At 71.4% G+C, this 19,371-nt stretch carries 18 protein-coding genes; 17 read left to right on the top strand and 1 reads right to left on the bottom strand.

From position 1 onward, the window contains the following. Positions 1-50: 50 nt before the first annotated feature. From O3597_RS25390 to O3597_RS25380, 3 genes are read left to right on the top strand one after another with little or no spacing between them, the layout of a single operon-like run. Positions 51-782 (top strand): phosphocholine cytidylyltransferase family protein, encoded by a 732-nt coding sequence (locus O3597_RS25390; protein WP_164448912.1) that lies wholly within the window; start codon positions 51-53, stop codon positions 780-782. Beyond that, positions 770-1,837, top strand: coding sequence for an iron-containing alcohol dehydrogenase family protein (locus O3597_RS25385; protein WP_281602590.1), 1,068 nt, complete (start codon positions 770-772; stop codon positions 1,835-1,837). Before O3597_RS25390 ends, O3597_RS25385 begins: the two co-directional genes overlap by 13 nt. Next, on the top strand, positions 1,821-2,537 hold the full coding sequence (locus tag O3597_RS25380; protein WP_281602589.1) for a CDP-alcohol phosphatidyltransferase family protein: 717 nt from the start codon (positions 1,821-1,823) through the stop codon (positions 2,535-2,537). Before O3597_RS25385 ends, O3597_RS25380 begins: the two co-directional genes overlap by 17 nt. 87 nt (positions 2,538-2,624) lie before the next feature. Here the strand turns inward: O3597_RS25380 and O3597_RS25375 are convergent, their stop codons facing one another. Next, on the bottom strand, positions 2,625-3,965 hold the full coding sequence (locus O3597_RS25375) for a glycosyltransferase family 4 protein (RefSeq protein WP_281602588.1): 1,341 nt from the start codon (positions 3,963-3,965) through the stop codon (positions 2,625-2,627). A gap of 24 nt (positions 3,966-3,989) precedes the next feature. Between O3597_RS25375 and O3597_RS25370 the strand changes: the two genes are divergently transcribed. The 14 genes from O3597_RS25370 (at position 3,990) to O3597_RS25305 (ending at position 19,365) form a co-directional block, all read left to right on the top strand. Next, on the top strand, positions 3,990-4,850 hold the full coding sequence (locus O3597_RS25370; protein WP_164448843.1) for an Fpg/Nei family DNA glycosylase: 861 nt from the start codon (positions 3,990-3,992) through the stop codon (positions 4,848-4,850). A gap of 267 nt (positions 4,851-5,117) precedes the next feature. After that, positions 5,118-6,689 (top strand): sugar transferase, encoded by a 1,572-nt coding sequence (locus O3597_RS25365; RefSeq protein ID WP_164448911.1) that lies wholly within the window; start codon positions 5,118-5,120, stop codon positions 6,687-6,689. Between the two features lie 50 nt (positions 6,690-6,739). Continuing rightward, positions 6,740-7,966, top strand: a complete 1,227-nt coding sequence (locus tag O3597_RS25360) for a histidine kinase (protein ID WP_164448842.1) — start codon at positions 6,740-6,742, stop codon at positions 7,964-7,966. Further along, entirely contained in the window at positions 7,963-8,742 is a 780-nt protein-coding gene (locus O3597_RS25355; RefSeq protein WP_164448841.1) for a LytTR family DNA-binding domain-containing protein, read from the top strand. The genes O3597_RS25360 and O3597_RS25355 overlap by 4 nt, the downstream gene beginning before the upstream one ends. Positions 8,743-8,844: 102 nt before the next feature. Beyond that, positions 8,845-9,291, top strand: coding sequence for a hypothetical protein (locus tag O3597_RS25350; protein ID WP_235944967.1), 447 nt, complete (start codon positions 8,845-8,847; stop codon positions 9,289-9,291). Between the two features lies 1 nt (position 9,292). Further along, the gene (locus O3597_RS25345; RefSeq protein ID WP_281602587.1) at positions 9,293-10,933 is read left to right on the top strand and encodes a cation acetate symporter; all 1,641 of its coding nucleotides are present in this window, start codon (positions 9,293-9,295) and stop codon (positions 10,931-10,933) included. A gap of 106 nt (positions 10,934-11,039) precedes the next feature. Further along, the gene (locus tag O3597_RS25340; protein ID WP_281602586.1) at positions 11,040-11,804 is read left to right on the top strand and encodes an ABC transporter ATP-binding protein; all 765 of its coding nucleotides are present in this window, start codon (positions 11,040-11,042) and stop codon (positions 11,802-11,804) included. Further along, positions 11,789-13,480, top strand: a complete 1,692-nt coding sequence (locus tag O3597_RS25335; protein ID WP_281602585.1) for an ABC transporter permease — start codon at positions 11,789-11,791, stop codon at positions 13,478-13,480. The genes O3597_RS25340 and O3597_RS25335 overlap by 16 nt, the downstream gene beginning before the upstream one ends. A gap of 60 nt (positions 13,481-13,540) precedes the next feature. Continuing rightward, positions 13,541-14,119, top strand: a complete 579-nt coding sequence (locus O3597_RS25330; RefSeq protein WP_281604634.1) for a flavin reductase family protein — start codon at positions 13,541-13,543, stop codon at positions 14,117-14,119. A gap of 45 nt (positions 14,120-14,164) precedes the next feature. Next, the gene (locus O3597_RS25325) at positions 14,165-15,139 is read left to right on the top strand and encodes an NAD-dependent epimerase/dehydratase family protein (RefSeq protein WP_164448655.1); all 975 of its coding nucleotides are present in this window, start codon (positions 14,165-14,167) and stop codon (positions 15,137-15,139) included. An 89-nt stretch (positions 15,140-15,228) separates the two neighbouring features. After that, the gene (locus tag O3597_RS25320) at positions 15,229-16,455 is read left to right on the top strand and encodes an LCP family protein (RefSeq protein WP_281602584.1); all 1,227 of its coding nucleotides are present in this window, start codon (positions 15,229-15,231) and stop codon (positions 16,453-16,455) included. 173 nt (positions 16,456-16,628) lie between these two features. Next, on the top strand, positions 16,629-17,813 hold the full coding sequence (locus O3597_RS25315; protein WP_281602583.1) for an LCP family protein: 1,185 nt from the start codon (positions 16,629-16,631) through the stop codon (positions 17,811-17,813). 197 nt (positions 17,814-18,010) lie between these two features. Next, positions 18,011-18,949, top strand: a complete 939-nt coding sequence (locus tag O3597_RS25310) for an LCP family protein (RefSeq protein ID WP_164448909.1) — start codon at positions 18,011-18,013, stop codon at positions 18,947-18,949. Positions 18,950-19,029: 80 nt separating this feature from the next. Continuing rightward, a complete protein-coding gene (locus tag O3597_RS25305; protein WP_164448836.1) occupies positions 19,030-19,365 on the top strand; it encodes a rhodanese-like domain-containing protein in 336 nt (111 codons plus the stop codon). Positions 19,366-19,371 lie beyond the last annotated feature (6 nt).

The following is a 19,371-nucleotide window of genomic DNA, read 5'->3' as shown; positions in this document are numbered from 1 at the left end:
GGCGCTATCCTCCTTCGGTGAACGCTGCGAGAACAGGAACTGATGCGGGCATGGTCGGAATGGTGCTGGCAGCTGGCGCGGGTCGCCGGCTGCGCCCGTACACCGACACCCTGCCCAAGGCGCTGGTGCCGGTGGACGGTGAGATCACCATCCTCGACATCGCGCTGCGCAACCTGGCCGAGGTGGGGCTCACCGAGGTCGTGGTGGTGGTCGGCTACGCCGCCGACGCCGTCCGCGAACGCCAGGCGGAGCTGGAGCGTCGGTACGGCGTCACGATCACCCTGGTGCCCAACGACAAGGCCGAGGAGTGGAACAACGCGTACTCCCTCTGGCTGGCGCGTGACTGGTTCTCCCGAGGCGTTCTGCTGGTCAACGGCGACACCGTGCACCCGGTGAGCATCGAGAAGACCCTGCTGGCCGAGCGGGGGCCGGGCGTGCTGCTCGCGGTCGACACCCTCAAGCCGCTGGCCGAGGAGGAGATGAAGACCACCTTCGACGCCGCCGGCCAACTCACCCGGATCACCAAGCTGATGGACCCGGGCGAGGCGTACGGCGAGTACATCGGGGCCACCCTCATCGAGCCGCAGGTGGCCGAGGCGCTCGCCGACGCCCTGGAGGCGACCTGGCGACGTGACCCGAACCTGTACTACGAGGACGGGTACCAGGAGTTCGCCGACCGTGGCGGCGAGGTCCGGGCCGCACCGATCGGTGATGTGGCCTGGGTCGAGGTCGACAACCACGCCGACCTGGCCCGGGCGCGGGAGATCGCGTGCCGCTACTAGCCCGTACCGTCGCGACGCCGCTGTCGATCGAGGTCCGCCGGGGTGCGGTGGCCGACCTCGGCTCGCTGCTGGCCGACCGCCGGATCTCCAGCGGCGGCGACGTCGCGGTGGTGGTCGGCCCGGGTCAGGGCGAGAAGATCGTCGAGCTGTGCCGGCCCTCGCTCGGGTCGGCCGACGTGTTCACCGTCGCCGGCGGCAGCGTCGACTCCGCCAACGAGCTCGGCGACCAGCTGCGTCGCCGCAACTACGACGCCGTCGTCGGTATCGGTGGCGGGAAGACCATCGACACCGCCAAGTACGCCGCCACCCGCTACGGCATCCCGATGGTCACCGTGGCGACCAGCCTCGCCAACGACGGGATCGCCTCTCCGGTGGCGTCGCTGACGCACGAGGGCGGCAAGGGCTCGTACGGGGTGCACATCCCGATCGCCGTCCTGGTCGACCTCGACTTCGTGGAGAACGGCCCGGATCGGCAGACCCAGGCCGGCATCGGCGACGCGGTGAGCAACCTCAGCGCCTGCGCCGACTGGGAACTGGCCCACGAGGTGCGCGGCGAGCCGATCGACGGGCTGGCCGTGACGCTGGCACGCACCGGCGCGGAGGCGCTGGTCAACCATCCCGGGAAGATCACCGACGACGGGTTCCTGACCACGCTGGCCGAGGCGCTGATCCTGGGCGGCATCTCGATGTCGATCTGCGGGTCCAGCCGGCCGGCCAGCGGCGGCGACCACGAGATCTCGCACGCCATCGACCACCTCTTCCCGAGCACCGCCTCGCACGGGGAACAGGCCGGCCTCGGCGCGCTGTTCTGCACCTTCCTCCGGGGCGACCTGGAACGGTTCGGCCAGCTCGCCCGCTGCCTGCACCGGCACGGGCTGTCCACCCGACCCGCCGACCTCGGGCTGACCGACGAGCAGTTCGTCGAGGCGGTGGCCTTCGCCCCGAACACCCGGCCCGACCGTTACACGATCCTCGAGCACCTGGCGCTGTCCGCCGACGACCTACGTACCCGGCTGGGAGACTACGTTGACGCCCTTCGTGAGCACCTTGGCTGAGCCGTCCCACCCCACGGTCACCGACTTCCACCGGGTGAACCGGGGCGGTGGCCTGTTCAGCGAGTCGGTCAGCCAGTGGATCGGCGCGGTCTTCGCGCTCGTCGCCCAGCGTCTCGGGCTCCGGCCGACCGCGTTGACAATCACCAACCTGCTGCTCGGGCTGGCCACCTCGGTCACCGTGGTCGCGCTCGCCGGCCCGGTCGCCAGCGGGGACGTGCCGGCTCCGGTGGTCGGGCTTGTCGCCCTGGTCGGCTGGCAGATCGCGTACGCCCTGGACTGCGCCGACGGTCAACTGGCCCGGGTGACCGGGCAGGGCAGCGCGGCGGGCGCCCGGGTCGACGTGCTCTGTGACGTGGCCGCCCAGATCGCCCTGGTCGCCGCCCTGTCCGCCACCGCCGTGGCGCAGCAGCCGGCGACGCCGGCCTGGCTGGTGGCGGCGTTCGCAGGCACCTGGATGGTCAACCTGGTCACCTCGGTGATGCAGTCCGGCCCGAACGCGGCCAGCATGGTCACCTCCACCAGCCTGCCCGTACGCCTGGTAAAGCTGGTCCGCGACTACGGCGCCGTCATCTTCGTGGCCGCCCTGGTCCTGGCCCTGGCCCCAGCCCTCACCCTCTGGGTCATGATCGCCTTCACCGCAGTCAACGGGGGCTTCCTCCTGGCCAGCATCGCCTTCTCGGCCCGCGCCAGCCTCCGCTGACCGACGTCGCGGCACCCGTTCGTGAGATGCGGGATGTCGCGGCTTCCTGTCGCCGGAAGCCGCGACATCCCGCAAGCCGTGCCGCCCTCAGCGGCGCAGGCCGGCGTAGATGTCGATCAGGCGCTTGGTGACGGTGTCCGGGTGGAAGTTGCGCTCGTAACGCAGCCGGGCGGCAGTCGAGAGCGCCGAGGCACCGGCGGCGGCCATCGGCAGGGCGGCGGCCAGGGCGGCCGGCTCCGGCGGCACGACCCAGCCCGCCTCGCCGGTCATCACACCGGCCGGCACCGCCCACCGCTGCCCGGCAGCGTTGCCCGGTACCGAGGACCCGGCGTCGGGCCGGTCGCCGGAGTCCGGGGCCGAGGAGCCGGGCACGGCACCGGAGACGGCTGGGGCGGACGCCGAGGCGGCCACGGCCGGACCGGTACCGGCGGGCTCCCGAGGGGTGTCCGCGCCGACCAGGTAGGGAATGCCGCCGAGTGCGGTGCCGAGCACCGGCCGGCCGCTGGCCAACGCCTCGATGATCACGGTCGGCAGCACGTCGTGCCAGGTGGACGTCGCCAGCACCACGGCGCTGTCGGCCAGCGCCTGCCGGACGCCGGCCCGGTCCAGCGGGCCGAGGTAGGCCACGTCGGAGCGCTCTGCCGCCAGCGCTTCGACAAGCGGGCGCAGCTCACCGTCTCCGGCGACGCGCAGCGGGCCCAAGGCGCCGTCCGGGTGTCGCCGCCAGGCCTCCACTAGCAGGTCGAGGCCCTTCTCGGGAGAGAGCCGGCCGAGGAACAGGAAACCCTGGCCCAGCGGTGCGGGCGCGCCCGGGTCGGGGATTCCGTTCGGCTTCACGACGATTCGCGAATCGGGGATGCCGTAGTCACGCAGGTGATCGGCGACCGCGGTGGTCAGCGCGATGAACCGGTCCACCGACTTCCAGGTGCCCCGGTGCACGGCCAGCGTGGTGGCCATCAGCGCGCTCTGCGCCCGCGATCCCCGGTAGCAGCGGTGCACCACCGCCGGCACGCCCAGGGCCCGGCCCCGGCAGTCCTGGCAGATCATGCCGTCCCGGAAGTACAGCCCCGAGGAGCAGACCTGTCGGTAGTTGTGCACCGTCTGCACCACCGGCACCCCGTGCCGGTGCGCGGTCCGCACCACCCAGGGCGACAGCAGTGGGTACGGGTTGTGCAGGTGCAGCACGTCCGGGCGATGCTCGGTGAGCAGCCGACCCAGTTCCTGCTGGGCGCGCGGTGCGTAGATCGGGGAGATCGGCAGCAGCGCCTTCGCCGTCCTCGGCATCGTCGGGATCTCGTCCGAACTGCGCAGGAACGGCAGCACCTCCACCCCGGCGGCGGTGAGCTGGGCGATCTCGGCGTCGACGATGGTGTTCTCACCGGACGGCTGAGCTTCTCGGTACCGGTTGTGCGCCACCACGATTCTCACGGGAAAGAAGGCTACCGTTGGACGATGCCCGAACTACCGGAGGTGGAGGCGCTCGCCGGTTACCTGCGACAGCGTGCGGTGGGCCGGCGTGTCGACCGTCTGGAGGTCGCCGCCATCAGCGCCCTGAAGACGTACGACCCGGCGCCGACCGCCGTCGCGGGCCGGGCGGTGATCGACGCCCGGCGGTACGGCAAGTTCCTCGACGTGGTCTTCGACGGCGGTCTGCACCTGGTGGTCCACCTGGCCCGCGCCGGCTGGTTGCACTACCGGGAGGCGTTCGCCTCGACCGTTCCGCTACGCCCCGGCAAGGGACCGATCGCGATCCGGGTACGCCTCGACGACGGCTCCGGCTTCGACCTGACCGAGGCCGGTACGCAGAAGAAGCTCGCCGCCTACCTGGTGACGGACCCGCAGGCGGTGCCGGGGGTGGCCAAGCTCGGGCCGGACGCGCTCTCGGCCGACCTGGCCACCTTCGCCAGCGCGCTGCGTGGCCGCCGGGGCCAGGTCAAGGGGGTGCTCACCGACCAGTCGGTGCTCGGCGGGGTCGGCAACGCGTACTCCGACGAGATCCTGCACGCCGCGAAGCTGTCGCCGTTCGCGTTGACCGACCGGCTGTCCGACGATCAGATGGCGACCCTGCACGCGGCGACCCGTCGGGTGCTGGGTGACGCGGTGACCAGGTCGCTGGGGCAGCGGGCGGCGGAGTTGAAGGGCGAGAAGCGGTCCGGGCTGAAGGTGCACGCCCGCACCGGGCTGCCCTGTCCGGTCTGCGGCGACACCGTCCGGGAGGTCTCGTTCGCCGACTCCAGCCTCCAGTACTGCCCGACCTGCCAGACCGGCGGAAAGCCCCTTGCTGACCGACGGTTGTCCAGACTCGTACGGTGAGTAACGCCACTCACTGATTACGGAGCGGAATCGGACGCGCGGTGCGCAACCACCGGTCCGGCGCTCTACCGGGGCCGCCATCCATCGGTATAGTGGCCCCGGTCCCCGGCTTCCGAATGGCATGGGGCCGGCCAGATCCCAGGCGGTAGGTGGCCGCCGCGCAATGTCCCTCGGGTCGGCGACGGAACGGAACTCGCGTGGGAAACTGGAACGGTGGGCGACCCGGGCGGTCACGGCGAGTGAACGCCATGGGTCATGCGGGAGGACATGGGTGAGGTGACGGCTAGCCTCCAGCGCCCGGTGACCAACGAAGGCCGGAGCAGACTCGTGCGGCACGTCGACAGCTTCGAGATCCAGCCGCCGAACCCGCCGTCTCCGAACGGCGTACCCCGATCGGCGTGGGCCCGGGCCCGGCGGCGCGTGTCGCGCTGGCACCGGCCGTACACGGCGATCCTGCTGCTGCTCGACTTCGCCGCCGCGGCCTTCGCCAGTTACACCGCGATCCGCACCTTCGACCAGGCCACCGCGGGTTTCCACCAGGCCCAGAACGACCCGACCTGGTTCTACACGGTGGCGTTCCTGCTGCTGCCGCTCGGCTGGCTGGTCACCCTCTGGTTCAACGGGGCCTACGACCGGCGCTGTCTCGGGCTGGGGCCGGACGAGTTCAAGCGGGTGATCCGGGCCGGGGTCGCCGTATGCGCGGCGCTGTCGTTCCTCGCCTTCGCCACCAAGACCGACCTGTCCCGGTTCACCGTCGGCACGGCGCTGCTGCTGGCGCTGTTGCTGATCCTGCTGGGCCGGATCCTGGCCCGTTTCGTGCTGCACACCGTCCGGCGCAACATCCAGCAGGCGGCGCACCGGATGGTGCTGGTCGGCACCCTGCCGGAGTGCCTGGAGGTGTACACGGCCGTCACCCGCACCCCGGCCGCCGGGCTGGTCCCGGTCGCCATCCACATCACCGACGGGTACGCGGCCGCCAAGGGCGTGCAGACTCCGGTCCCGGTGTACGCCGGTCGCGACGTGCTGGCCCTGGTCCGCGAGATGGGCGCGGACACCATCGCGGTCTGCGGCTCGGCCAGCGCCGAGCCCGGTGAGCTGCGCCGCCTGGCCTGGCAGTTGGAGGGTTCCGGGGTCGACCTGGTGGTGGCCCCACAGCTGACCGACATCGCCGGGCCCCGGGTGCACATCCGCCCGATCGAGGGCCTGCCGCTGCTGCACGTCGAGGAGCCCACCCTCTCCGGGCCGGCGCTGCTGGCCAAGAACATGATGGACCGGGTCGCCGCCGGGCTCGGACTGCTCGCGCTGATCCCGGTGTTCATCGCGATCGCCATCGCGATCCGGATCTCCGACCCGGGTCCGGTCTTCTTCCGGCAACCCCGGGTGGGACACGAGGGGCGCACGTTCCGGGTGTGGAAGTTCCGGACCATGTACGTCGACGCGGAGGACCGGCTGGCCAGCCTGGTCGACCAGAACGAGACCGACGGCATGCTGTTCAAGATGAAGCAGGATCCACGGGTGTTCCCGGTGGGCCGTTTCCTGCGCGCCTCGTCGCTCGACGAGCTGCCGCAGCTGATCAACGTGCTCAAGGGTGAGATGTCGCTGGTCGGGCCGCGTCCGCTGCCCGCCGACGACGGTGACTTCCTCGGTGATGTGCGACGCCGACTGCTGGTCCGCCCGGGAATGACGGGATTGTGGCAGGTGTCTGGTCGCTCCGATCTCTCCTGGGACGAGGCGGTCCGGCTGGACCTGTACTACGTCGACAACTGGTCGCTGGCGTACGACCTGAGCATCCTGTGGCGCACGGTCGGCGTGGTGGTCGCGCGCAAGGGCGCCTACTGACCGGCGTCCACCCCTTTCCCGCAGCGTCCGCAACCAGCAGGATCGTCGACGTGGGTGGCAACATCTCCGCCGTGATCGGCGTCTTCTCACTGGTCAGTGTGCTGGCCGGGGCGCTGTACGCGGTCGGCCGGCTGCGCGGTCGGCGCGGCATCGCCACGCCCGGGCAACGGGCGACCTACGAGGTGCTGCACACCGCCGGACTGGCGGCCGAACCGCTGCGGGCCGGGCTGAACCCGGCCGGCGCGGCGAAGGCCGCCCGTCACCTGCGCACCCTGGTCGGCGCGGAAGGGCTGGCGTTGACCGACGCCGACGACCTGCTCGCGCTGGACGGACGCGGCGCGCACCACCGGGAGCAGCTCCGGACCGCCGCCCGACGGGTGATCGCCTCCGAGCGTTCCACCGTGCTGGGCGAGGCGGAGCTGACCTGCGACCGGATCGACTGTCCGGTCCGGGGCGCGGTGGTGGCCCCGCTCGGTGGGGCGTCGGGCCGGATCGCCGGTGCGCTGGTCGCCGTCACCGACGGTGCACCGGCACCCGGTCTGGTCCAGGCCACCCTGGAGACCGCCCACTGGGCCGGCAGCCAACTGGCCCTGGCGGAGCTGGACTCGTCCCGGGAGCGGTTGGCCCGGGCCGAGGTACGCGCCCTGCGCGCCCAGATCAGCCCGCACTTCATCTACAACGCGCTGACCGCGATCGGTTCCTTCGTCCGTACCGACCCGGAACGGGCCCGGGAGCTGATCCTGGAGTTCGCCGAGTTCACCCGGTACTCGTTCCGGGCGCACGGCGAGTTCACCACGCTGGCCGAGGAGCTGCGCTCGATCGACCGCTACCTGACCATCGAACGGGCCAGGTTCGGCGACCGGCTCCAGGTGCGGCTCCAGATCGCCCCCGAGGTGCTGCCGGTGATCCTGCCGTTCCTGTGCCTGCAACCACTTGTCGAGAACGCGGTACGCCACGGGTTGTCGCGCAAGCCGGGCACGGGCATGGTGAGCATCGAGGCCCGGGACGCGGGCGCCGAATGCCACATAACGGTGGAGGACGACGGAGTGGGGATGGATCCGGCCACGCTGACCGCGGGGATCGCCGAGCTGGCCGGGTCGACCGGCGACCCGGGGGACGATCCGGGCCAGCACGTCGGGTTGTCGAACGTCGACGAGCGCCTGCGGTCGGTCTTCGGCGACGGCTTCGGCCTGGTCGTCGAGACCGGCGTCGGCTCGGGTACGAAGGTGAGCATGCGGGTGCCGAAGTTCCACCCCGGCGTACGGGCCGGTTCGTGACCGGCTCCGGCCCGGCCCCCGGCACCGGCTTCCTGCGGGTGCTGGCGGTCGACGACGAGCCACCGGCACTCGACGAGTTGGCGTACCACCTGCGGGCCGACCCCCGGGTGGCCCGGCTGCACACGGCCGGTGACGCGACCGAGGCGCTGCGGGTGCTGCGCGACGACGACGTGGACGTGGTCTTCCTGGACATCCGGATGCCCGGGCTGGACGGCATGGAGCTGGCCCGGGTACTGCGCCGCTTCGCCCGCCCCCCGGCGATCGTCTTCGTCACCGCGTACGACGACGGTGCCGCGGACGCCTTCGACGTGGGCGCCACCGACTACGTGCGCAAGCCGGTACGCGCCGAGCGGCTCGCCGAGGCGCTGCGCCGGGTGGTCGGCTCGCGGGTGGTACCCACCCATCCCGCCGCGCTGGCCCGGGCCGAGGAGGATCCCACCATCCCGGTCGAGCTGGCCGGCACCACCCGGATGCTGCCCCGGTCCGCGGTGCGGTGGGTCGAGGCGCAGGGCGACTACGCCCGGCTGCACACGGCGGACGGGTCGCACCTGGTACGGGTCTCCCTGGCGACGCTCGCCGAACGATGGGCCGATGCGGGGTTCGTCCGGATCCACCGGTCGTACCTGGTGCAGTTGCGGCTCATCGCCGAACTCCGCCTGGTCAACTCCGGCTACGTGGTGGTCATCGACGACACCGAGCTGCCGGTGAGCCGGCGGCACACCCGGGAGCTGAAGGACAAGCTGGTCCGGGCCGCCAAGCAGGAGTGGAGCCGCTGACCGACGGTGTTGTCCACCGGGTTGTCCACAGGCCCGACCGGTTGTCCACACCGTTGTCCACAGGCCGCTTGACATTCCCGTCGGGCCGACGAGACTGCCGGGATGGCCGCCGAGGATGCACCGCCGGCACCCCGCCGCCCCGACCCCGCCGGAACTCCCGATGCGACCGCCGGATCCGGACCACCGGCGCGTACCCGGGTGGTGCTGGCGGAGGTGTCCCGCCGGTCGCGCTGGCCCGCCGGCACCCACACCGAACTGACCCAGCAGACCCGGGTCGGTGAGGCGCTCGTTCGCGGCCTGGTCCGCGCTCAGCTGGCGCTGGCCCTGCAACTGTCGGCGGTGGTGATGGTCGGGCTGGGCGGGCTGCCCTGGCTGTTCGCCATCGCACCCTCCGTCGGCCGGATGACCGTGCTCGGCGTCAACCTGCCGTGGCTGCTGCTCGGGGTGCTCTCCTTCCCGTTCCTGGTCGCCGTCGGGTGGACGTACGTCCGCCTGGCCGAGCGCAACGAGCAGGACTTCACCGACCTGGTCCAGCGGCCGGAGCGCTGACGTGGGCAACGGTCTCGTCGTACCGGCGATCGTGGCGGTCACCCTGGTCACCGTCGCCATCGGCTTCTACGGGCTGCGGCTGGCCCGCACCACCTCCGACTTCCTGGTCGCCTCCCGGGTGGTCAGCCCCACCTGGAACGCCGCCGCGATCGGCGGCGAGTACCTGTCGGCGGCGAGCTTCCTCGGCGTCGCCGGGCTGATCCTCAAGTACGGCGTGGACGTGCTCTGGTATCCGGTCGGGTTCGCCGCCGGCTACCTGGCCCTGCTGCTGTTCGTTGCCGCGCCGCTGCGTCGGTCCGGCGCCTTCACCCTGCCCGACTTCTGCGAACTGCGGCTCGGCTCCCGCAGGCTACGGACGCTGGCCACCGTCTTCGTGATCTTCATCGGGTGGCTGTACCTGGTGCCGCAGCTCCAGGGTGCCGGTCTGACGCTGGCCACGCTGGCCGGCTCGCCGTACCCGGTCGGCGCGCTGGTGGTGGCCGCCGTCGTCACCGCGAACGTGGCCCTGGGTGGGATGCGGGCGGTCACCTTCGTGCAGGCGTTCCAGTACTGGCTCAAGCTGACCGCGCTGGCCGTACCGGCGATCTTCCTGGCCTTGCAGTGGCAGGCCGACGGTCGCCCGGCGGTGACCCCGCCCGACGGAGCCACGTTCCGGACGGCGACCACCGTGGTGGTCGAGCAACGCGCCGTGCTCACCCTCTCCGACGGTCAGACCCTGGAGGTACGCCCCGGCGACGAGCTGAGCTTCGCCGAGGGTGAACCGGTGCCGGAGGTCTCCGGGGTGGCCAACGGGGCCGCCGACTGGCTGCTGCCCAGCGACGCCGGTTCCGACGACCGGGGACTGTTCGGCACGTACTCGCTGATCCTGGCCACCTTTCTGGGCACCATGGGGTTGCCGCACGTGCTTGTCCGCTTCTACACCAACCCTGACGGGGCCGCCGCCCGGCGGACCACGCTGGTGGTCCTGGCCCTCGTCGGGGTCTTCTACCTGCTGCCCACCATCTACGGCGTACTGGGCCGGATCTACACACCGCAACTGCTGGTCACCGGCCAGACCGACGCGGTGGTGGTGCTGCTGCCCGAGGCGGCGCTCGGTGCCGGGACCACCGGCCGGCTACTGGCGGCGCTGGTCGCCGCCGGGGCGTTCGCGGCCTTCCTGTCCACCTCGTCCGGGCTGCTCACCAGCGTCGCCGGGGTGATCTCCACCGACGTGCTCGGTCGGGGCTCGGTGCGCGGTTTCCGGCTGGCCACGGTGATCGCCGGGGTGGTGCCGACGGTTCTCGCCCTCAACGTCTCCGGTCTGGACGTCTCGCAGGTGGTGGGCCTGGCGTTCGCGGTCGCCGCGTCCAGTTTCTGCCCGCTGCTGGTGCTCGGCATCTGGTGGCGGGGTCTCACCGACGCGGGCGCCGCCGCCGGGATCCTCGTCGGCGGCGGGGCCGCCGTGGCGTCGGTCCTGGTCACCGTCCTCGGCCCGGCCCTGACCGGCTGGCCGGCCACCCTCATCGCCCAGCCGGCCGCCTGGACGGTGCCGCTTGCCTTCACGGTGATGATCGCGGTGTCGCTGGCCACCCGCCGTCGCGCCCCGACCGACATCGGCCGCACCATGCTCCGCCTGCACGCCCCCGACGCCCTCCACTCGTGAGTTCGCCCTTGCGGCACCGGCTCGGCGCTGGTCCGCCTCGGGGATGAGCTGCGGATCCTCCTCCGGTCGGGCGGCGGGCTGGTCGGCACGGGATACGGTCGGGCGCATGACTGGTGAGCACCCGGCGTTGGCGCTGCGCGGCCTGGCCAAGAGCTTCGACGGCAAGGTCGCGGTGGCCGGCGTGGATCTCGACGTCCCGGCCGGCTCGTTCTACGGGCTGCTCGGCCCGAACGGCGCCGGCAAGACCACCACCCTGTCGATGGCCGTCGGGCTGCTACGGCCCGATTCCGGCGGCGCCCGGGTGCTCGGCCACGACGTGTGGGCCGATCCGGTCACCGCGAAGCAGTTGCTCGGCGTCATGCCGGACGGGGTACGCCTGTTCGACCGGCTCAGCGGGGCCGAGTTGCTGGCGTACCACGGTCTGCTGCGCGGCATGGACCCGGCCGTGGTCGACCAGCGGGCGGCGGAGCTGCTCGACGTGCTGGCCCTCGCCGACGCCGGCCGGACCCTGGTGGTCGACTACTCCGCGGGCATGAAGAAGAAGATCGGTCTGGCCTGCGCGTTGTTGCACGGTCCCCGGGTCCTCGTGCTCGACGAACCGTTCGAGGCGGTCGACCCGGTCTCGGCGGCACTCATCCGGGACATCCTGAAGCGGTACGTGGCCGGCGGCGGGACGGTGGTCTTCTCCAGCCACGTCATGGAGGTCGTGCAACGGCTCTGCACGCACGTGGCGATCCTCGCCGCCGGCACCATCAAGCGGGTCGGCACGCTGGAGCAGGTACGCGGCGACCGCTCGCTGGAGGACGTCTTCGTCGAGGTGGTCGGCGGGCGTACCGCCACCGGTGAGGAGCTGGCGTGGCTGTCCCGGTGACCGCACCGGCGAGCCAGGTGCGGTCGGTCTCGGCGCGTCACTTCGTCAAGCTGAAGCTGCGGGTGATGGGCAACAACTTCCGCGGTCAGGGCTGGCGGGTGGCGCTGTTCCTGGTCGGCTCGCTGATCGGGCTCTGGTTCGCGGTCGCTGCCTTCTTCGGCCTGGCCGCTCCCGGGCTGGCCGGCGACGACCGGTACGCCCTGCTGGTCGCCGCGTTCGCCGGTGGTCTGACGGTGCTCGGTTGGCTGCTGCTGCCGCTGGTCTTCTTCGGCGTCGACGAGACACTCGACCCGGCCCGCTTCGCGCTGCTGCCGCTGTCCCGACGCACCCTGGTGACCGGGCTGTTCGCGGCGGCGCTGGTGAGCGTGCCCACGGTCGCCGCGCTGCTGGCCCTCTCCGGGCTGGTGGTCACCGCCGGGGTGTTCGGCGGCTGGTCGGCCGCCCTGGTCGCCGCCGTCGGGGTGGTCTGCGGGCTGCTCCTCTGCGTCGCCGGTGCCCGAGCGGTGACCAGCGCGTTCGCCTCCATGCTCCGCTCCCGCCGGGTACGCGACCTGGCCGCCGTCCTGCTCGCGGTGCTCGCCGCCTCGCTCGGCCCGTTGCAGCTCGCCGGCGTGGCCGCGATCCAGGACACCGACTGGGACCGGCTCACCGGCGTGGCGACGGTGATCGGGTGGACTCCCCTCGGTGCCCCCTGGACGGTGGGTATCGACGTGGCGCAGGGCCGGGCCTGGGCCGCGCCCGTGAAGCTGCTGATCACTGTGCTGACGATCGTCGCGCTGCTGGCCTGGTGGTCACGCTCGCTGGAGTCGGCGATGGTGGGCGCGGCGACCGCCGGACCCACCCGGGCACGGCCCGGAGTCACCGGCGGCGTGGTGGCCCAGCTCTTCCCCCGGGCCACCGGCTGGCTGCACCGGGACCGGTTCGGTGCCCTGGTCGCCCGGGAGGCCCGCTACTGGTGGCGGGACGCCCGACGACGCGCCAACCTGATCACCATCGCGGTGGTCGGTCTCTTCGTGCCGGTGATGGTCAATTTCGGTGGGCAGGGCTTCACGTTCGACAGCGAGCAGGGCTTCAGCGCCGCCGGGGACTCCTCGCCGGTGCTGGTCAGCCTCTCCATGCTCTTCGTCGGTCTGCTCGCCGCGGTGACGCTGGCCAACCAGTTCGGCTTCGACGGCAGCGCGTACGCGGCGAACGTGGTGGCCGGTGTGCCGGGGCGGTTGGAGCTGCGCGCCCGGATCACCGCGTTCTCGCTCTACGTGCTGCCGATGCTGGCGGTGGTCGCCGTGGTGATCGCGCTGGTGCTCGGCGAGCCGACGTGGATCGGATTCATGGCGGGTGCTCTGGTCGCCACCTACGGTGCCGGGTTGGCGGTGAACTCGTTCGTCTCGGTGCTGGGCGCGTACTCGCTGCCGGAGACGAGCAACCCGTTCGCGATGAACAGCGGAGCCGGGGTGGTCAAGGGCATGCTGACCCTGCTGGCCATGGTGGCCACCGGGGCGCTCGCCGCACCGATGGTGCTCGCCGCGGCACTGCTCGGCGACGCGTGGCTCTGGCTGGGCCTGCCGTTGGGCGTGGCCTACGGCGTCGGCGCGGCGCTGCTCGGCGCGTACCTGGCCGGCGACGTGCTGGACCGCCGCCAGCCCGAACTGCTCGCCCTGGTCACTCCCCGCCGCTGACCGTCGCACCAGATGCGGCATGTCGCGGTGTCCCTACCGGGAGACACCCCAACATGCCGCATCTCGCGAGCTGTAGCCGAGGCCCGCGAATCGGGCGGACGGGTCACAATGTTTCACGTGAATCATGAGCCGGGTGCCCGGATCCACCACACCGACCCGTTCGCCGCGCCGGCCGAGGATCGTTCGCCCGTACGCCGGCTGCGGGGCCGGCTCGCCGCGCCGGTGACCCTCTGGACGGCGCCGGGGCCGGCCGGCCTGACGGTGTCGTCGACCCTGGTCGCCGAGGGTGAGCCGGGCCGACTGCTCGGGCTGGTGGACGCCGAGTCGGAGCTGTGGGCGGCGGTCGAGGAGGCCGGCCGTTTCGCCGTGGCCCCGCTCGGTCCGTCGCACCGGCAGCTCGCCGACCGGTTCGCCGGCCTGTTCCCCTCGCCGGGCGGCCTGTTCGCCATCGGTGGCTGGCTGGACACGCCGTACGGGCCGGTGCCGGACGACGCGGGCGGCTGGGCCGGCTGCCGCCTCGACGGTGCCCGGCAGTACGGCTGGGGTCTGCTGGTGGAGGCGACCATCGAGCGGGTGGAACTGACCGACGACGTGGAACCGCTGCTGCATCACCGGGGCCGCTACCGGGGACTGGCCTGACCGTCCCGACGGACCGGCCACCGGGCTCCTTTAGGCTGACAACTCATGAAGGTTGAGCAGCGCTTCGGTCCCGGTCACCGCATCCTGGTCACCGGCGGGGCCGGGTTCGTCCCGTCGCACCTGGTGGATTCCCTGATCGAGCGCGGCTGCACAGTCGTCGCCCTCGACAACTTCGTCACCGGGTCCAAGGAGAACGTCGCACACCTGCTCGACACGCCGACCTTCACGCTGGTGGAGGCCGACATCTCCGACGGGTTGCCCAGCCATCCGGCGGTGGCGGAGCGGTTCGACGCGATCCTGCACATGGCCTCGCCGGCCAGCCCGACGGACTTCGAGAAGCTGCCGGTGGAGATCCTGCGGGTCGGCTCGGTGGCCACCCTGCACCTGCTGGAGCGGGCCGCAGCCGACGGCGCCCGGTTCCTGCTGGCCTCCACCTCGGAGGCGTACGGCGACCCGAAGGAACACCCGCAGCGGGAGACGTACTGGGGCAACGTCAACCCGATCGGCATTCGCAGCGTCTACGACGAGGCGAAGCGCTTCTCGGAGGCCGCGACGATGGCGTACCGCCGCAGTCGAGGCGTGGACACCGCGATCGTGCGGATCTTCAACACCTACGGGCCGAGGATGCGGCCCGACGACGGGCGGGCCATCCCGACCTTCATCTCGCAGGCGATGCGGGGCGAGCCGATCACGGTGCACGGCACCGGCAACCAGACCCGTTCCATCTGCTACGTCGCCGACCTGGTCCGGGGCATCCTGCTGTTGCTGGACTCGACCGAGAGCGGGCCGGTGAACTGCGGCACCGAGCACGAGATGAGCATGCGGGAGCTGGCCGAGACGATCGTGTCGCTCTGCGACAGCCGCTCTCAGGTGACATTCGTCACGCGTAGCGCCGACGATCCGGAGATGCGTCGTCCGGATCTCACCCTCGCCCGGGAAGCGCTCGGCTACGAGCCGACCGTCGCGCCGGAGGAGGGACTGCGGCGCACCATCGAACACTTCCGCAAGCGGCTGGGGTAGTCGCACGGACGGGGCAGGGGCGACACCGCCGTCGTCCCCGGAAACCGCGGTAGGGGCGAGACTGGCTCGTGCTGCGTACATTGAGTTACATGTCAGCGACCATTTCCGCCGCCCTGCCGGCCCTTCACCTGCACCGCAGCGCCGGCCGGGCGGCAGTGCCGGGCCCGGGACGCGGGGGCCGGGCCGGCGGACCGGCCGACACCCGGTGGCACCCGGCGTACGACGACGAGCCGGTCCCGCCCGCCGGCCCGGGAGGACCGCGCGGTCCGCTGGGTCCGGGTGGACCCGGTGGCGGTCCGTCGCCGCGACGGCGGCGACCGCACTGGCGCCGCATCGCACTGGTGGCCGGCGTCGCCGTGCTCGTGCTGGCCCTGATCGGCGGCGCGGGTGCCTGGTTCTACGCCCGCAGCCTGGACAACAACATGGCCCGCACCGACCCGTTCTCGGAGATCACCGGCGACCGGCCGGCCAAGGCGGTGAACGGTGCGCTCAACATCCTGATGGTGGGCACCGACTCGCGGGATCCGGACGCGCCGATGGACCGGGCCGGTGAGTGGCGGGCCGACACGATCATCGTCATGCACATCCCCGCCGACCACAAGCAGGCGTACCTCGTCTCCATCCCCCGGGACCTGTACGTGCCGATCCCGGAGAGCGCCGGTGCCGGATGTGAGACGGGTCAACGACGCAAGATCAACGCTGCGTTCGCGTTCGGTGGTCTACCCCTGGCGGTACGCACGGTCGAGTGCTTCACCGACGTGCACATCGATCACGTGATGGCCATCGACTTCGCCGGGTTCAAGCAAGTCACCGACGCCCTCGGCGGGGTGGACCTGGAGGTGGAGCGGACCGTCACCTCGATCCACAAGCCGTACCGGAAGTTCACCAAGGGCACCAACCACATGAACGGCGCCGAGGCCCTGGACTGGATCCGTCAACGCAAGCAGTTCCCGGACGGCGACTTCGCCCGGATGCGCCACCAGCAGGATTTCCTCCGGGCGCTGATGGACAAGGCGGCGAGCACGGGCACGCTCACCAACCCGAAGAAGCTCAACGCCTTCCTCCAGTCGGTCACCGAAGCGGTCACCGTCGACCAGGGCTTCTCGCTCACCGACATGGCGGTGCAGTTCCGCAATCTGCGCGGCGAGAACCTGACCTTCGTCACCAGTCCGCACCTGGGCAGCCAGACCATCAACGGTGAGTCGGTGGTCGTCTCCGACCGGGAGAAGGCGCTGACGATGTACCGGGCGATGGCCGGGGACACGATGGCCGACTGGATGCGGGCCAACAAGCAGTCGACCACCGGCAACGGCTGACCACGACCGGTACGCCAGGAACGGCCGATCGTCTACTTTGCTGTGGACGATCGGCCATTTCGGCAGGATGACGTGGTAAAGAACGTGAACTGGACACCACGTGAACTCGCCAGCACCGGAATGCGAACGTAAAGTGTTCCCGCCCCCTTCTGCGTACACGAGCTGGAGCACGCATGCCGGTTCACAGCCCCTCCCTGCTTGAGCCGCCGCGCGCGTCCGCCGCCCCGCCCACCCGCAACGACGGGCCCGGCAAATCCGGCAAGAAGCGCACCCGGCGCAAGGATCCCCTCTGGGCCCGACTCACCGTGGTCTTCGGTGCCGCGCTGATGATGACGAGCGGTGTGGCGATCGTCGGCAGCAAGGCGGTGATCAGTCAGGCCACCGGCAGCATCTCCCAGCGCAACCTGCTCGGCGAGGCCGGCAAGACCTCCGCGGAGGGTGGGGCCGACCTCAAGGGCCCCATCGACATGCTGCTGCTGGGGGTCGACGCCCGGGAGCGCTGGGCGGCCGACGACGTACGCGCGGACAGCATCATCGTGCTGCACATCCCGGCCACCCACGACCAGGCGTACCTGATCTCGATCCCCCGGGACACCGAGGCGCGGATCCCGGCGTTCGAGAAGACCGGTTACCCGGGCGGCGTCGGTAAGATCAACGGCGCGTTCCAGGCCGGTGCCCAGAACGGCGGCGGCTGGGAGGGCGGTGCCCAGTTGATGGCGCAGACCATCAAGGGCATGACCGGGGTCAGCTTCGACGGTGCCGCCATCATCAACTTCGGCGGCTTCAAGAAGGTGATCGACTCCCTCGGCTCGGTGCGCATCTGCCCGAAGCAGGAGGTCACCTCGATCCACATGTCGTACGTCGACGGCGAGCCGATGTGGAACGCGGACGCCAAGAAGACCGGCAAGCCCCGCACCCCGGTGGTGCACAAGAAGGGCTGCCAGGAGATGGAGGGCTGGGCGGCCCTGGACTTCTCCCGCCAGCGGTACGGCCTCAAGAACAGCGACTACGACCGGCAGCAGAACCAGCAGCAGCTGATCAAGGCGATGGCGAAGAAGGCCACCCAGAACGGCAGCCTGACCAACCCGGTCAAGCTGAACCAGCTGATCAAGGCGGCCGGCAAGGCGTTCATCCTGGACACCGGTGGTGTGCCGGTGGAGGACTTCGTGTTCACCATGCGTGGGGTGACCGGCAACGAGTTGATCATGCTGAAGACCAACGGCGGCACGTACAACGCCAAGGGCAACGGCACCGAGGCGCTGAGCGAGCAGACCCTGGACATGTTCCAGGCGGTTCGCAAGGACAAGCTCGCCGAGTTCGTGTTCTACAACCCCGAGGTGATCTCCTCGCGGAAGTGACCGGCCGGCTCGCGATGGCCGAACCGCCGACACTCCCGGTGATGACTCCGTAACCTGATGTGAGAAGGACTCATGTCAGGCCTTGCGGGAGGGACGTCACGGCCAGGACGGGGCGTACGAGCGGAAAGCGGTCGCCGGGCGCGCAGGCCCGACGACCGCGATGGCCCCGCGTGCTACTCGGCATCGGGCTGAGCGTGCTGCTCCTGGCCACGCTCGCCGTGGTCGGGCTGCGGGTGCTCACCGACCGGTACGAAGCCACGATGACCCGGGCGGAGCTGCTCGACCCGAGCGCCCGCGCCGACCGCACCGACCTGGACGGCCCGCTCAACTACCTGCTCGTCGGTTCGGACCGGCGTCCCGGTGACGCCGACTCCGAACAGCGCACCGACACCATCCTGATCGTGCACGTGCCGCCCGGGCTACGCGAGGGCTACCTGGTCTCCGTGCCGCGCGACCTGCTGGTGGCCATTCCACCGGGCGGCGGCTACCCCGGCGGCGAAGACAAGATCAACACGGCGTACGAGTACGGCGGCGGCGGCCAGCCCGGTGCGCACCTGCTCTCGGCCACCCTGGCCCGACTCACCGGCATCCGCTTCGACGGGGCCGCACTCGTCGACTTCGCCGGCCTGCGAAACGTGATCGACCTGCTCGGCGGGGTCGAGATGTGCGTACGCAGCGAGGTGCGGTCGATCCACACCGACCGGGTCTTCCGGCCGGGCTGCCAGCGGATGGACGGCGCGCAGGCGTTGGACTACGTGCGCCAGCGCTACGACCTGCCGGGCGGCGACTACGACCGGCAGACCCATCAGCAGCAGTTGCTGGGGGCGATGCTGGAACAGGCCGGCGAGACCCGGCTCCGCACCGACCCGGTACGGCTGCACCGGCTGATCGGGGCCGTCGGCGGCTCGCTGACCGTGGACACCAACGGTGTCCCGGTGGAGGACCTGTTGCTGGCCCTGCACGGCCTGGCCACCGACGGGCTACGGGGCGTACAGGTCCCGTCCTACCCTCAGATGATCGACCAGGTGTCCTACGTCCGGCTCGACGACGAGGGTGACGGGCTGTTCGCGGCGGTACGCGGCAGCCGGATGTCGGAGTGGGCCGGCGCCCATCCGCGCTGGGTGACCCGGCTCTGACCGACACCGACCGGGCGCGGGCGGTGCTCGCCGTGCGGTCGCGGGGGCAGCCGCGCGGCGAGGTTCTAGGCTTGGTACCCGTGTTCGGACCTCAGATACCCACCGTGACCGTTCCCGAGATCAGCGATCAGACGTACCTGCTCGACGTCCGGGAGGACGACGAGTGGGCCGCCGGTCACGCTCCCGGCGCCCACCACCTGCCGATGATGGAGCTCCCCGCCCGCCTGGCCGAGGTGCCGACGGACCGCGACGTGGCCGTCATCTGCCGCTCCGGCGGTCGATCTGCTCAGGTCGTGGCGTATCTGCTGCGCAACGGCTGGGAACAGGTGAGCAACGTCGCCGGCGGGATGGGCGACTGGGCGGCGGCCGGTCGGCCGGTGGTCGGCTCCGACGGGCAGCCGGGCCGGGTCCTGTAGGGCGCC

The sequence above is a fragment of the Verrucosispora sp. WMMA2044 genome, assembly GCF_027497155.1.
Lineage (GTDB): Bacteria > Actinomycetota > Actinomycetes > Mycobacteriales > Micromonosporaceae > Micromonospora > Micromonospora palythoicola.
This window is presented reverse-complemented; position numbering and strand designations above follow the sequence as displayed.

Coding starts and splice junctions, on each gene's coding strand:
- O3597_RS25390 (WP_164448912.1), top strand. CDS start 51: ATGGTCGGAATGGTGCTGGCAGCTGGCGCGGGTCGCCGGCTGCGCCCG.
- O3597_RS25370 (WP_164448843.1), top strand. CDS start 3,990: ATGCCCGAACTACCGGAGGTGGAGGCGCTCGCCGGTTACCTGCGACAG.
- O3597_RS25365 (WP_164448911.1), top strand. CDS start 5,118: ATGGGTGAGGTGACGGCTAGCCTCCAGCGCCCGGTGACCAACGAAGGC.
- O3597_RS25350 (WP_235944967.1), top strand. CDS start 8,845: ATGGCCGCCGAGGATGCACCGCCGGCACCCCGCCGCCCCGACCCCGCC.
- O3597_RS25340 (WP_281602586.1), top strand. CDS start 11,040: ATGACTGGTGAGCACCCGGCGTTGGCGCTGCGCGGCCTGGCCAAGAGC.
- O3597_RS25325 (WP_164448655.1), top strand. CDS start 14,165: ATGAAGGTTGAGCAGCGCTTCGGTCCCGGTCACCGCATCCTGGTCACC.
- O3597_RS25320 (WP_281602584.1), top strand. CDS start 15,229: ATGTCAGCGACCATTTCCGCCGCCCTGCCGGCCCTTCACCTGCACCGC.
- O3597_RS25315 (WP_281602583.1), top strand. CDS start 16,629: ATGCCGGTTCACAGCCCCTCCCTGCTTGAGCCGCCGCGCGCGTCCGCC.